This is a genomic window from Actinophytocola gossypii, from assembly GCF_025165815.1.
In the GTDB taxonomy this organism is placed as follows: Bacteria; Actinomycetota; Actinomycetes; order Mycobacteriales; family Pseudonocardiaceae; genus Actinophytocola; species Actinophytocola gossypii.
Window position 1 is genome coordinate 129,585 of sequence record NZ_JAFFZE010000019.1, and the last position, 13,633, is coordinate 143,217.

Here is a 13,633-nt window from a genome sequence, read left to right on the forward strand (position 1 = left end):
GGGTGCGGGTCAGCCACCTCCAGGTCTCCGACTTCCGGTCGTGGGAGCACGCGGACCTGGAGCTGGAGCCGGGCGCGAACGTCCTCGTCGGGCGGAACGGCCAGGGCAAGACGAACCTGGTCGAGGCCGTCGGGTACGCGGCGACGCTCGGCTCGCACCGGGTCGCGACCGACCTGCCGCTGATCCGGCACGGGTGCCCGCGGGCGATCGTGCGGGTGGCGGTGGTCCACGACGGGCGCGAGCTGACGATCGAGCTGGAGATCACGTCGGGGAAGGCCAACCGGGCACGGGTGAACCGGGCGCCGATGCCGCGGACCCGCGACGTGCTCGGCATCCTGCGCACGGTGTTGTTCGCGCCGGAGGACCTGGCGCTGGTGCGCGGGGACCCCGGCGAGCGGCGGCGGTTCCTCGACGAGCTGCTGGTGTTGCGCGCGCCCCGGTACGCCGGCGTGCGTGCGGACTACGACCGGGTACTGCGGCAGCGCAACGCCCTGCTCAAGTCGTCCGGGCACGCCCGGCGCGCGGGGTCGCGGGGGGACATCGGCACGCTGGACGTGTGGGACGGGCACCTGGCCCGGCACGGCGCCGAGCTGCTGGGTGCGCGGCTGGACCTGGTCGCGGACCTCGGCGACCACGTCACCGCGGGCTACGCGGGGGTCGCGCCGGAGAGCCGTCCGGCGCACATCGGCTACCGCTCGTCGATCGCCGACTCGTTCCCGGCGGAGTACGGCACGCCCGGAACTCGCGCGGACCGGGAGGTCCTGCACGACGCGTTGCTCGCCGCGATGGTCGCCGGCCGGGACGCCGAGTTGGAGCGCGGGGTGAGCCTGGTCGGCCCGCACCGCGACGAGCTGGAGCTGACCCTCGCCGACCTGCCGGCCAAGGGGTACGCGAGCCACGGCGAGTCGTGGTCGTTCGCGCTCGCGCTGCGGCTGGGGTCCTACGAGTTGCTGCGTGCGGACGGTAACGAGCCGGTGCTGGTGCTCGACGACGTGTTCGCCGAGCTGGACCGGCGACGGCGCAGGCGGCTCGCCGAGGTGGCGGCGGCCGCGGAGCAGGTTCTGGTGACCGCGGCGGTGGAGGAGGACGTCCCGGACGAGCTCGTCGGCGCCCGGTTCATGGTAGCGGAGGGAAAGGTGGCTCGTCACCATGAGTGAAGAGGGTCGTCCCACAACTGGGGACAAACCTGTGGATAGTGTGGATAACGCGGACGCTCCGCGTGCAGGCGAGCCCGATTTTGCCGGTCTGAACACCCGAAAGGGCGATGCGAGCGATCAAGCCACGCGTTCCACTACGGACGGTGACTATCCACAGCTCCGCGGGTCCGACCTGGCCCGGGCCGCGCTGCAGGCCGCCAAGGACGCCTCCGGTGGCCAGCCGCGCACGCCGAACAAGCAGGCCAAGCGCGGTTTCGGCACGTCGCGACGGCGCCGCCGCTGGTCCGGCGCGCGGGCGGACGAACGCGACCCGCAGCCGCTCGGCCGGCTCGTGTCCCGGGTCTCCACCGAACGCGGCTGGGCCGGCGAGCTGGCGACCGGCCGGCTGTTCGGCAGGTGGGCGGCGATCGTCGGCGAGGACGTCGCCGAGCACGCCCAGCCCGTGTCGCTGCGGGACAAGGAGCTCACCGTCCAGGCGGCGTCGACCGCCTGGGCCACCCAGCTGCGACTGCTGCAACGCCAGCTCATCGCGAAGATCGCGGCCGGTGTCGGCGACGGGGTGGTGACCCGGTTGAAGGTGCAGGGCCCGTCCGCGCCGAGCTGGCGGCACGGCACCCGGCACGTCCCGGGCCGCGGCCCGAGGGACACCTACGGGTGACGGCGCCCGGAAATTGTCGGATCGGGCTTTCGGGTACGGCCCAGGCGTCCGATCCCGCGCCGGTTCACGAGAGCGCGTCTGCGAGGAAGCTAGAGGTGTCCTTGCCCCACTTCTGCGCGGGCGCACCAGTACAATCGACGTAGGGGAGTTCCGCCCGTCCTGACGAGGGAGACACAGGCCCGTGGCAGCCACGAACAACCATGAATACAACGCGTCCTCCATCACCGTGCTGGAGGGGCTCGAGGCCGTCCGCAAGCGGCCCGGCATGTACATCGGCTCCACCGGCGAGCGCGGCCTGCACCACCTGGTCCAGGAGGTCGTCGACAACTCGGTCGACGAGGCGATGGCCGGGTACGCGACCAGGGTCGAGGTCACCCTGCTCGCCGACGGCGGCGTCCGGGTCTCCGACGACGGCCGAGGCATCCCGGTCGAGATGCACCCGGTGCACCAGAAGCCGACGGTGGAGATCGTGCACACCGTGCTGCACGCGGGCGGCAAGTTCGACAGCGAGACCTACGCGGTCTCCGGCGGCCTGCACGGCGTCGGCGTGTCGGTGGTGAACGCCCTGTCGACGGCCCTGGACGTGGAGATCTGCCGCGACGGGAAGCAGTGGCGGCAGCACTACGAGCGGTCGGTGCCCGAGCCGCTGGTCGAGGTCGGCCCGTCCGACCGCACCGGAACGACCACGACGTTCTGGGCCGACCCGGACGTGTTCGAGACCACCACGTACAACGCCGAGACCGTGGCCCGCCGCCTGCAGGAGATGGCGTTTTTGAACAAGGGCCTCACGATCGTGCTCCGCGACGAGCGCGTGTCCGACCAGGACGGCGAGGCCGACGCCGAGGGCAAGGCGGCCGCGATCAAGGAGCGCACGTACCACTACCCGGGCGGCCTCGAGGACTTCGTCAAGCACATCAACCACACCCGCGACGAGGTCCACAAGACGGTGATCTCGTTCGAGGCCAAGGGCGACGGGCTCGAGGTCGAGGTCGCGATGCAGTGGAACACCGGCTACAGCGAGTCGGTGTACACGTTCGCCAACACGATCAACACGGCCGAGGGTGGTACGCACGAGGAGGGCTTCCGCGCCGCGCTCACCCGGGTGGTGAACGTGTACGCGCGGGAGAAGAAGCTGCTCAAGGACAAGGACCAGAACCTCACCGGCGACGACGTCCGCGAGGGGCTGGCCGCGATCATCTCGATCAAGCTGGCGGAGCCCCAGTTCGAGGGCCAGACCAAGCAGAAGCTGGGCAACACGGAGGCGAAGACCTTCGTGCAGACCACGTGCAACGAGTGGCTGGCCGACTGGTTCGAGCGCAACCCGTCGGACGCGCGGACGATCGTGACGAAGGCCGTGTCGTCGGCCCAGGCCAGGATCGCCGCGCGCAAGGCGAAGGAGCTGGTGCGCCGCAAGGGCGCGCTGGACATCGGCGGCCTGCCAGGGAAGCTGAAGGACTGCCGCTCCACGAACCCGGAGGAGTGCGAGCTCTACATCGTCGAGGGCGACTCGGCCGGCGGCTCGGCCAAGGAGGGCCGGGAGTCGATGTTCCAGGCGATCCTCCCGATCCGCGGCAAGATCATCAACGTCGAGAAGGCCCGGATCGACCGGGTGCTGAAGAACACCGAGGTGCAGAGCCTGATCACCGCGCTGGGCACCGGGATCCACGACGAGTTCGACGTCACCAAGCTGCGGTACCACAAGATCGTGCTGATGGCCGACGCCGACGTCGACGGCCAGCACATCCGGACCCTGCTGCTGACCCTGCTGTTCCGGTTCATGCGCCCCCTGGTCGAACACGGTCACGTGTACCTCGCGCAGCCCCCGCTCTACAAGATCAAGTGGCAGCGCGCCGAGCCTGAGTTCGCCTACTCCGACCGCGAGCGCGACGGCCTCTTCAAGGCCGGCCTCGAGGCGGGCAAGAAGATCAACCGCGAGGACGGCATCCAGCGCTACAAGGGCCTCGGCGAGATGAACGCCGACGAGCTCTGGGAGACGACGATGGACCCAGCCCACCGCCTCCTCCTCCAGGTCACCCTGGACGACGCCGCCACCGCGGACGAACTGTTCAGCGTCCTCATGGGCGAGGACGTGGAGGCCCGCCGCTCGTTCATCACCCGCAACGCCAAGGACGTCCGCTTCCTGGACGTCTGACCCACCCCGCTCCACACCACCATCCACACCCCGTCCCCAACGCCCCGCGCCGGTGACCAGCACTGATGCCGAGTTATCCACAACCAGGCCCGTTGTCCACATGTGGATCACGCGCCCTTCCCCAACCCCCACCAGCCGGTAGACTGGCAAGGCGGGACGCCCCCGGGATCGGGTGGGGGTTGGTCTCTGGGGGGCGCGCGCGAAAGACCGCTGTCGGGGCTGGTTGGGTGGCGGGGATTCGGGCTCGTGGTGGGGGTGTGGGGGTCGGGTGGCCGGGCTGGTCCAGAGGGCTCAGCGTGCCTTGCACATCTGTTCTGACCAGCACAGATAGACTGCATTGGTTACCAGCGTCTCGTCGATCGCGCTGGTCTGCGGAAGGAAGCTTCACGTCGTGACGGAAACAACCGTGCCGCCAGAGGGAGACCGGACCGAGCCGGTCGACATCCAGCAGGAGATGCAGCGCTCCTACATCGACTACGCGATGTCGGTCATCGTCAGCCGCGCGCTGCCGGACGTCCGCGACGGGCTCAAGCCGGTGCACCGACGGGTGCTCTACTCGATGTACGACACCGGCCTGCGGCCCGACCGCAGCCACGTCAAGTGCTCGCGCATCGTCGGCGACGTCATGGGCAACTACCACCCGCACGGCGACTCGGCGATCTACGACGCGCTGGTCCGGCTCGCCCAGTCCTGGTCCATGCGATACCCGCTGATCGACGGGCAGGGCAACTTCGGCTCCCCGGGCAACGACCCGCAGGCCGCCATGCGCTACACCGAGGCCAGGATGGCCCCGCTCGCCATGGCGATGCTGCAGGACATCAACGAGGAAACCGTCGACTTCACCGACAACTACGACGGCAAGACCCAGGAACCGAGCGTCCTGCCCGCGCGCATCCCCAACCTCCTGGTCAACGGCAGCGGCGGCATCGCGGTCGGCATGGCCACCAACATCCCGCCGCACAACCTGCGCGAGGTCGCCGAGGGCGTCTACTGGGCGCTGGACAACTGGGAAGCCTCCGACGACGAGACCCTCGCCGCGATGATGCAGCGGATCAAGGGCCCCGACTTCCCGACCAAGGCCCAGATCCTCGGCACCCAGGGCATCGAGGACGCCTACCGCACCGGCCGCGGCTCGATCCGGATGCGCGCGGTCGTCGAGGTCGACGAGGACGCCAAGGGTCGCACCATCCTCGTCGTCACCGAGCTGCCGTACCAGGTCAACCCGGACAACCTGATCGAGAACATCGCCCAGCTCGTCCGGGACGGCAAGGTCACCGGCATCTCCGAGGTCGCCGACGAGTCCAACAAGCGCAACGGCATGCGCATCGTGATCACGCTCCGGCGGGACGCGGTCGCCAAGGTCGTGCTGAACAACCTCTACAAGCACACCCAGCTGCAGCACAACTTCGGCGTCAACATGCTCGCCCTGGTCGACCAGGTGCCGCGCACCCTGCGGCTCGACCAGATGATCCGGCACTATGTCCGCCACCAGGTCGAGGTCATCGTCCGGCGCACCCGCTACCGGCTGCGCAAGGCCGAGGAACGCGCCCACATCCTGCGCGGCTACGTCAAGGCGCTCGACGCGCTCGACGAGGTCATCGCGCTGATCCGCCGCTCGCCGACCGTCGACGAGGCCCGCACCGGGCTGATCGGGCTGCTCGACGTCGACGAGATCCAGGCCAACGCGATCCTCGAGATGCAGCTGCGCCGCCTGGCCGCCCTGGAACGCCAGAAGATCATCGACGAGCTCGCCGAGATCGAGCGCACCATCGCCGACCTGCAGGACATCCTCGCCAGGCCGGAGCGGCAGCGCGCGATCGTCCGCGACGAGCTCGCCGAGATCGTCGACAAGCACGGCGACGACCGCCGGACCAAGATCATCCCCTACGACGGCGACGTGTCGATGGAGGACCTGATCGCGGTCGAGGACGTCGTCGTCACCATCACCCGCACCGGCTACGCCAAGCGCACCAAGACCGACCTGTACCGGGCGCAGAAGCGCGGCGGCAAGGGCGTGCAGGGCGCCGGCCTCAAGCAGGACGACATCGTGGCGCACTTCTTCGTGTGCTCCACCCACGACTGGATCCTGTTCTTCACCAACAAGGGCCGGGTGTACCGGGCCAAGGCCTACGAGCTGCCCGAGGCCAACCGCAACGCGCGCGGCCAGCACGTCGCCAACCTGCTCGCGTTCCAGCCCGACGAGCACATCGCCCAGGTCATCCAGATCAAGGACTACCAGGTAGCGCCGTACCTGGTGCTCGCGACCAGGACCGGCCTGGTGAAGAAGAGCAGGCTGTCCGACTTCGACTCCAACCGCGCCGGCGGCCTGATCGGCGTCAACCTGCGCGAGGACGACGAGCTGGTCGGCGCCGTGCTGTGCGGCCCGGAGGACGGGCTGCTGCTGGTGTCCGCCCGCGGCCAGTCCATCCGCTTCCAGGCGTCCGACGAGGCCCTGCGGCCGATGGGCCGCGCCACCTCCGGCGTGCTCGGCATGCGGTTCAACGAGGGCGACGAGCTGCTCACCCTCGGCGTCGTCCGCGAGGACACGTTCATGCTGGTGGCGACCGACGGCGGCTACGCCAAGCGCACCGCGATCGAGGACTACCCGGTCCAGGGCCGCGGCGGCAAGGGCGTGCTCACCATTCAGCACGACACCCGGCGTGGCAGGCTGGTCGGCGCGGTGATCGTCGACGTCGACGACGAGCTCTACGCGATCACCTCGTCCGGTGGCGTCATCCGCACCACGGCCAGGGAGGTCCGCAAGGCCGGCCGGCAGACCAAGGGCGTGCGGTTGATGAACCTCGGTGAGGGCACCACCCTGGTGGCCATCGCCCGCAGCGCCGAGGAGTCGACCGTGAACGGCGCGTCAGCGCCGGACCAGGCAGACTCGACCCAGGCGGACTCGGCCGAGCCGATCGAAACGACCGGCGAAGCAACCGGAACACCGGAAACGGCGTCCACCGACACGACGCCGGAAGCCGAGCCACCGCGGTAACCAGCACAACGGAACACGACGACGGAAGACACGTAGGGGACCCTCGTGACACCACCTGACAAGTCCGGAAGCACTGGGCAGAACCCGGAGCGCGAGTCGGAGCGACCGTCCGGCATCGCCACCGACGGCCAAGCTCAGCCGGCCGAGCAGGCGTCCGAGGGCCCCGGCGAGCCCAACGGCTCGACCGCTGCCAGCAACTCCACCGGTTCCGGCGCCGCCGGCTCCTCGGACGGTTCGGCCGCCGCGGACCGTCCCGCCGGTTCCGGCGGCTCCACGGGTACCGACGAGCCGACCACCCGCACCGTGAGCGCCGCGAACCCCGCGAACCCCGAGGATCTCGAGCTCAGCCACGGAAGCACCCCGCCGCCGTGGCAGCGGGTACCGAACGAGCAGCAGGCGTCGAGCCGGCAGCAGCCCCCGCCGCTGAACCAACAGCCCGGCCAACGCACCATGCCGGTCTCCCAGCCGCCCGGCGAGACCACCGTCTCGGTCGAACGCCCCGCCGTCACCGGCACCGGCGCCGCCCGCCTGTTCGCCGAGGGCGCGGGCCTGCCCACCGCCGCCACCACCCCGCCGAACACCGGCCAGGGCCGCACCACCGTCCACCTCGACGCCGGCAACCCGTCCAGCGGCGCCATGCGGGTCGGCGCGGCCGCGACCCCGAGCGCCCTGCGCCGCCCCGGCCGCGGTCCGCGCCGGGCCAACCTGCAGATCAAGCGGTTCGACCCGTGGTCGGTGCTCAAGCTGTCGCTGGTGCTGTCCGTGGCGCTGTTCTTCGTGTGGCTGGTCGCAGTCGGCGTGCTCTACGCCGTCCTCGACGGCATGGGCGTGTGGGACAAGCTGAACGGCATCTCCAGCGAGATCCTCCAGCCCGCCGACGACGGCGGTGCCTCGGATCCGCTCATCAGCGCCGGCCGCGTGTTCGGCGTGGCCGCCATCATCGGCGCGGTGAACATCGTGCTGTTCAGCGCGCTCGCCACGGTAGGGGCGTTCATCTACAACGTCTCCGCCGACCTGGCCGGCGGCCTCGAGGTCACCCTGGCGGAACGAGAGTGACGGGGCCTGTGTGAGCCCCCGCGAACCCGTGCGATAAGCTTCGTCTCGCTGTTGAGGGCCTATAGCTCAGGCGGTTAGAGCGCTTCGCTGATAACGAAGAGGTCGGAGGTTCAAGTCCTCCTAGGCCCACGACCGACGTGGGGGATGTGTGTCCGCGGACAGCGCGGACCTAGCGTCGGTCTTCATCACGCTGGGGGGCCGAGCCCCCCAAACCCCCCACGGTGCGAGCTTCTGCTGACCCGGCGTGGTTGGGTTCGAGATGGACCAGCAGTATTACCTTGGGTGTTCGTCTCGATGTGCGTCTGGTCTCGGTGTGCGTCTGTGTGGATTTCAGCGCTTCGGGCTGCTTTGCCTTTTCTTCTGAGTCTTGGGGACCTTGGGTTGTTGGGTCTTTCGGCTTGGGGGGCTGGGGGTGTGGCAGACTTGGGGTTGTCGCTGCGGGGGTCGTGGCGCCGGTTTGGTTGTTGGGTGTTTGCCGAAGGAGGCAGTGGACGTGAAGAAGCTTCTCGCTCTGGTGGCTGTTGCTGGTGGCGTGCTGTTCGTGGTGCGTCGGAGCAAGTCGGCCAAGGCGCAGAACGACCTGTGGCGTGAGGCTACCGCTCCGGCCAACAACGCCAAGAAGGCCTGAGAGCGCGCGATTTGCGCTTCTGGGCGCGGCGGCCTGTCGACGGCGTCGCGCCTTGCCGGTGTGGGCTGGTTCGGAGGGGCTGCTCGCCCGGGTTGGGGACGTAGCTCAATTGGCAGAGCACTGCCTTTGCAAGGCAGGGGTTAGGGGTTCGATTCCCCTCGTCTCCACGACGGCGCCGATGGCGAGCGCCAAGCCTCGCAGCCCTGGCTGTCGCTGGCCGTACCGGACATGGTGTAGCCGCGACTTGCGGATGGCCGCTGTCTCCGCTGGGTCGTCGAACCGATTCGCGTCGTTGGTGACGAAGACCTCGTAGTACGCGCTGGCATCCCGTAGGAGCGGAATGTCGTTCTGTCGCCGTTCCTTTGGTCGCCAGCTTTCCACGTACTGGGCGAACGTCCAGGCATCGGCGGCGGCCGCGGTCACCGATGGGTAGTGGTCCTGGATCGATCCCGTCGGCACGCCATCGGCGACTGGCTTCGCCACGTTCTCGTAGGGCACGCGCGTTCCCGCCACCACCGGATGCCCGAGCCTGATCTCTGGGTCGATCTCGACGTGATCGTTCGGCCGGAGCAGAGGGGGAATGGGTACGTCGCTTCTGTTGACGATCGGTCCCAGGACGTCGCTCATCTCGGCCATGACGAACTGTCCTGGGCCTTGACCAGATCGATGGCTTCGTCGTTCCTCACCAGGACGATGCTCCCGTTGTCCGAGACGAGGGTGTACTGCGACAGGTGGCCCAGCTCGCCGAGGCTTCGTAGATTGCCCAGTGCCTGTCGTACTCGCTGCGGCGAGGAGTCCTTGCGGAGGTAGACACAGGTTCGCAGGGCCACGACGTCTCGGAACGAGTACAGAGTCGGTCGCCGGTGCGAGAGGGACCAGCACGGCTTCCGACGCCGTAATCCGACGACAATGGCCGAGTTGGCACCGTCGCGCCGGAGAGCGCTGCTGCCAGATATGGCGGGTGTGGCACCGAGCAACGTCTCTCGACGAACGGTCGGGTACGGGGATCGTGGCACGACTTCGCTCCACAGGTGGGAGCAACACATGAAATGTAGGCCGTTCATGCACAGGGCGGTTTGGTTTTTCCACAGGTTGTGCACAAGGGTTGTGGCTGTGTTTCGGCTGGTCGGGGCGGTTGTGGTGGGAAGTTGTGCACAGCTTGTGGCGGTGGGCGAAGGTGGGGCCACGGTGTGTGGTTGACTCCGAACCCATGAGACGTGGTGCGTTTCTCGTCGGGTTGATGGTGGTTCTGCTCGCGGGGTGCGGGTCGTCGGGCTCGGGGGAGCGGTCGCTGGAGTTGCCCGACGCGACGGAGGCCACGAGTGCGCCACCACCGGAGCAGGGGGTGCCGCCGGTGGCGGAACCTGGGCCGGCGGGTGACTGTCCCTACCTCGACGCCGGGTTCGTGGAGTCGACGAACGGGCAGCGGGTGGGGGAGACCAGGATCTCGGCCGTCTCGGGGGGTGGGACGCCCGCTTGCTTCTTCTACCGGTCGGATGGGGACGTGCAGGTCACCGTTCAGGTCTTTCAGGGGGAACCTGAGGTTGCCAAGGCGTTCGTGGATCGGGCGGCGCCGGTGGACACCTCGAACCCTGCCGCGCTCGACGGTGGGTGGGAAGGCGGGTCACAACCGACCGACGCCGGGGCGGTGTACGCCGTGGCCAAGGAAGGGAACGCGATCGTGGTCACCACCAACCAGGAGCAGACCATCAAGGCCAAGCTGATCGCGGAGGAGGCGATCGGTGTGTTGGGGCTGTAGCTGACACGGGTCGGGTCCCGCCGGTGGCGGCGGGACCCGACCGCGGGTCAGGACTGCTTGGTCGACTCCTTGTTCGTCGGCTGGCCGTTGGGGCTCGAGGACTCCGACGAAGCCGACTCCGGGGAGTCCGCGCGGGGGCGTGGTTCGGGGACCGGGGTCGGCTGCGGCGCCGCCGACGTCCGGCTGCGCACGACGTACGCGACGCCGCCGGCGACCACGGCCAGCAGCAGGACCTTCGGCCAGCGACGGCGCTTCTTCGGCGTCTCCGCCAGCTTCATCGCCACGGCCTCTTCCCTTGCCCGTTCCTTCAGCCTGGCCGCCTCGGCCTTCAGGGACGCCTTCATCCGCTTGGCGTCCGCCTTGGCCTGCTTGGCCGACTTCCCCGCCCGCTTCGCCGGCTTGCTCTTCCTGGCGTCCTTGTTCGCCTTCTTCGCCGCCTTCGCCAGCTCCTTGCGGGTGTGCTTGGCCGTGCGCGCCAACTTCTTGCGCGTCCGGCGCGTCGTCTTCCCGATCTCCTGGCGGGCGAGCTCGGCGCCCTCGGACAGTGCCTGGGTCAGGTGCTGCGGTGCGACGCCACGCTCCGTCAGCTTCCTGTCCGTGCTCTTCGCGGCCCGCACCGTCGCCTCGGCGCCGGCCTGACCAGCGCGCCTGGCACTCCGCCTGACCGTGAGCCAGCCGGAGCCGACGGCCTTGCCGACCGTCTCTCCGGCCCGGGACATGGCCTTCACTTCGTCCATCGTCTGCTCCAAGGTGGCTTTATCGGACGGTTACCATCCTGCCCCTTCCGGAGCGATCCCGCTGCGGATGGCACGATGACCGGGTGGCAGACAGCAATGGATCCCTCGTCGGAGTGAAGGTCACGGCCACCCTGCATACGTCGCAGGGTCCGATCCACATCTCCCTTTTCCCTGATCACGCGCCCAAGACCGTCGCGAACTTCGTCGGTCTCGCCGAGGGCAGCAAGCAGTACTCCGAGCGCAACGCCAAGGGCGAGCTCTCCGGCCCGTACTACGACGGCATGATCTTCCACCGGGTCATCGACGGCTTCATGATCCAGACCGGCGACCCGACCGGCACCGGCCGCGGCGGACCCGGCTACACCTTCGTCGACGAGTTCCACCCGGAGCTCCAGTTCAACCGGCCCTACCTGCTCGGCATGGCCAACCCGGGCGTCAAGGACAGCAACGGCTCGCAGTTCTTCATCACCGTCGCCCCCACCACCTGGCTGAACTTCAAGCACACGATCTTCGGCGAGGTGTCCGACCAGGAGTCGCGCAACGTCGTCGACGCCATCGCGCACACCCCGACCGCCCCGCCGGCCGACAAGCCGGTCGAGGACATCGTCGTGGAGCGGGTCACCATCGAGCGCGCCGAGGGCTGAGTGTCGGCCAACCGGTCCCACGACCTCCCGGCCTGCGTCCGCCACCCGGATCGGCCGACCGGCCTGCGCTGCGTGCGCTGCGACCGGCCGGCCTGTCCGGACTGCTTGCGCGAGGCCTCCGTCGGCTACCAGTGCGTCGACTGCGTCAACGAGGGCGCGCGGACCGTCCGCGCCCCCCGCACGGTCGGCGGCGCCCGCACCGCCACCCGAGGGTCGCGCTCGCTGGTCGTGGTGCCGGCGCTGATCGCGGTCAACGTCGCCGCGTTCGTGCTGACCGCCGCGCAGGCGGGCAGCGTCACGCAGAACGACCGCTCGTCGGTCTTCCTCGACGGCGCGCTGGTGCCCGCGTTCGTGGCGGCCGGCGAGTGGTGGCGGCTGATTACCTCCGGCTTCCTGCACTTCGGCAACTACGGCGGCTTCGGGCCGGTGCACCTGCTGTTCAACATGTTCGCCCTGTGGGTGATCGGGCGGGACCTCGAGGTCGCGCTCGGCCGCCTGCGGTTCATCGGCGTGTACCTGCTGTCGCTGCTCGGCGGGTCGACCGCGGTGATGCTGTTCGGCGACCCCGGTGGCGGTGTCGCGGGCGCGTCCGGCGCGGTGTACGGGCTGTTCGGCGGGATCGCGGTGGTGGTGTTCCGGTCGAAGCTGAACCCGGCGCCGGTGCTCACGCTGATCGCGATCAACATCGTCCTCAGCTTCACGCTGCCGGGGATCTCGCTGCTCGGGCACGTCGGCGGGCTGCTCGCCGGGGCGCTGGCGTCGGCGGCGATGGTGTACGCGCCACCGGCCAGGCGCACCCAGGTGCAGCTGGGCACCTGCGTGGTGTTGCTGGTCGCGATGGTGGTCGCGGTGACCGTGCGGAGCATCTCGATGGACTGCGCCGCGATCGGGCTCCAGATCTACTGCGGTGGCGTCGGCTAGGGATCACTCAGGTCCGCAGTTCGAGCAGGGCGTCGACGACGTCCTCCGGGTCGGCGCCGAGGTCGAGCCTGCCCAGCACGACCAGGGCCGGCACCTCGGCGTTCTCCGCGTCCAGCTCGAGCGACGAGACGTCCCGGCCCAGTCGGCGGGTGCGCACCAGGCGCACGTTCACCTCGGCCCACGACCACGAACGGCTGCCGGTCGGTCCGCGCACGGTCACGCCGGCCGGGCCGGCGGCCAGCCGCGGCCTGGCCAGCGCGCCGAACAGGCCGGCGGCGGCCAGGAACAGCGCCACGGCGCCCAGCAACACCCGTCCGGGTGGATCGTCGGTGAACACCGCGACCACGGCCGCCGCGGCGGCCAGAACCCAGGCCAGCACGGTCAGTTCGACCTTCGGTGCCCAGGTCAGGGCCGCCTGCGGAGACACGTTCACGCTCACGCTCCGAATCGGGATCGACACCCGGGGCGAGTTATCCACAGTGGTTATCCACACTGGGGATGACTTACACCCGTGTGGTTCAATCACGCTGCGCTGATCGGAGTAACGGGCGTCAGATCAACGCCGGATCAGCGCCACCGCATCGTCATCAGCAGGCCGCCGATCATCAGCGCGAAGCCGATGGCGAAGTTCCAGTTCTCCAGGTCGGCCATGAACGGGATGTCCTCGCCGGCGATGTAGTTGACCACCAGCCAGGCGAGACCCAGCAGCATCATGCCGAGCATCACCCCGACGTAGATAGGATGTGACGGGCCGGCCGCCTTCACCTTCACCGGGGTGCGGCGGTCGGCCGGGGCCGTGTAGACCGCCTTCTTGCGGACCTTGGACTTGGGCATCTCGTCCTCACCTGACGTGTAGCTTTGGTCGCAATCGTGATCGGTGCCGAAACACCGCCATCGCCAACACGTTAACGTAGCCGAGCAGGTCG

The 13,633-nt window shown here is 69.3% G+C and carries 12 protein-coding genes, 2 tRNA genes and 1 pseudogene; 11 read left to right on the forward strand and 4 right to left on the reverse strand.

The window, feature by feature from the left end:
• The first annotated feature begins 2 nt into the window (after positions 1–2).
• The 8 genes from recF (at position 3) to JT362_RS25955 (ending at position 8,813) form a co-directional block, all read left to right on the forward strand.
• Positions 3–1,157 (forward strand): DNA replication/repair protein RecF, encoded by a 1,155-nt coding sequence (gene recF, locus JT362_RS25920; protein ID WP_260194357.1) that lies wholly within the window; start codon positions 3–5, stop codon positions 1,155–1,157.
• Positions 1,158–1,188: 31 nt separating this feature from the next.
• Positions 1,189–1,815, forward strand: coding sequence for a DciA family protein (locus JT362_RS25925; RefSeq protein ID WP_375546558.1), 627 nt, complete (start codon positions 1,189–1,191; stop codon positions 1,813–1,815).
• Positions 1,816–1,996: 181 nt separating this feature from the next.
• A complete protein-coding gene (gene gyrB / locus JT362_RS25930) occupies positions 1,997–3,967 on the forward strand; it encodes a DNA topoisomerase (ATP-hydrolyzing) subunit B (RefSeq protein ID WP_260194358.1) in 1,971 nt (656 codons plus the stop codon).
• A gap of 391 nt (positions 3,968–4,358) precedes the next feature.
• Positions 4,359–6,962: a DNA gyrase subunit A gene (gyrA, locus tag JT362_RS25935; protein ID WP_260194359.1), complete on the forward strand. Its 2,604-nt coding sequence runs from the start codon at positions 4,359–4,361 to the stop codon at positions 6,960–6,962.
• Positions 6,963–7,265: 303 nt separating this feature from the next.
• Positions 7,266–8,018 carry a DUF3566 domain-containing protein gene (locus tag JT362_RS25940; protein ID WP_375546564.1) on the forward strand — a complete coding sequence of 251 codons (753 nt, stop codon included), beginning with the start codon at positions 7,266–7,268 and terminating at the stop codon, positions 8,016–8,018.
• 55 nt (positions 8,019–8,073) lie between these two features.
• A tRNA-Ile gene (locus tag JT362_RS25945) sits at positions 8,074–8,147 on the forward strand.
• Between the two features lie 364 nt (positions 8,148–8,511).
• Positions 8,512–8,646: a DLW-39 family protein gene (locus JT362_RS25950; protein ID WP_260194360.1), complete on the forward strand. Its 135-nt coding sequence runs from the start codon at positions 8,512–8,514 to the stop codon at positions 8,644–8,646.
• Between the two features lie 94 nt (positions 8,647–8,740).
• Positions 8,741–8,813 (forward strand) — tRNA-Ala (locus JT362_RS25955).
• A gap of 244 nt (positions 8,814–9,057) precedes the next feature.
• Here the strand turns inward: JT362_RS25955 and JT362_RS35670 are convergent.
• Positions 9,058–9,858, reverse strand: a pseudogene (locus JT362_RS35670) (DUF433 domain-containing protein); the annotation flags it as partial.
• Between the two features lie 28 nt (positions 9,859–9,886).
• Between JT362_RS35670 and JT362_RS25960 the strand changes: the two are divergent.
• Positions 9,887–10,405: a DUF2020 domain-containing protein gene (locus JT362_RS25960; protein WP_260194362.1), complete on the forward strand. Its 519-nt coding sequence runs from the start codon at positions 9,887–9,889 to the stop codon at positions 10,403–10,405.
• A gap of 47 nt (positions 10,406–10,452) precedes the next feature.
• Here the strand turns inward: JT362_RS25960 and JT362_RS25965 are convergent, their stop codons facing one another.
• The gene (locus JT362_RS25965) at positions 10,453–11,142 is read right to left on the reverse strand and encodes a hypothetical protein (RefSeq protein WP_260194364.1); all 690 of its coding nucleotides are present in this window, start codon (positions 11,140–11,142) and stop codon (positions 10,453–10,455) included.
• A gap of 83 nt (positions 11,143–11,225) precedes the next feature.
• Here JT362_RS25965 and JT362_RS25970 point away from each other — a divergent pair, with 83 nt between their 5' ends.
• On the forward strand, positions 11,226–11,786 hold the full coding sequence (locus tag JT362_RS25970) for a peptidylprolyl isomerase (RefSeq protein WP_260194365.1): 561 nt from the start codon (positions 11,226–11,228) through the stop codon (positions 11,784–11,786).
• Entirely contained in the window at positions 11,787–12,707 is a 921-nt protein-coding gene (locus JT362_RS25975; protein ID WP_260194366.1) for a rhomboid family intramembrane serine protease, read from the forward strand.
• Positions 12,708–12,714: 7 nt separating this feature from the next.
• On the opposite strand, the gene JT362_RS25980 is transcribed toward JT362_RS25975, so the two are convergent.
• Both JT362_RS25980 and crgA read right to left on the reverse strand, forming a co-directional pair.
• Positions 12,715–13,140 carry a PH domain-containing protein gene (locus JT362_RS25980; RefSeq protein WP_260194368.1) on the reverse strand — a complete coding sequence of 142 codons (426 nt, stop codon included), beginning with the start codon at positions 13,138–13,140 and terminating at the stop codon, positions 12,715–12,717.
• A gap of 134 nt (positions 13,141–13,274) precedes the next feature.
• The gene (gene crgA / locus JT362_RS25985; protein WP_260194369.1) at positions 13,275–13,541 is read right to left on the reverse strand and encodes a cell division protein CrgA; all 267 of its coding nucleotides are present in this window, start codon (positions 13,539–13,541) and stop codon (positions 13,275–13,277) included.
• Between the last annotated feature and the right edge of the window lie 92 nt (positions 13,542–13,633).

What these genes read in the sequence shown, in the direction of transcription:
- JT362_RS25960 (WP_260194362.1), top strand. Translation starts at nt 9,887, where the DNA reads ATGGTGGTTCTGCTCGCGGGGTGCGGGTCGTCGGGCTCGGGGGAGCGG.
- JT362_RS25965 (WP_260194364.1), bottom strand. Translation starts at nt 11,142, where the DNA reads ATGGACGAAGTGAAGGCCATGTCCCGGGCCGGAGAGACGGTCGGCAAG.
- crgA (WP_260194369.1), bottom strand. Translation starts at nt 13,541, where the DNA reads ATGCCCAAGTCCAAGGTCCGCAAGAAGGCGGTCTACACGGCCCCGGCC.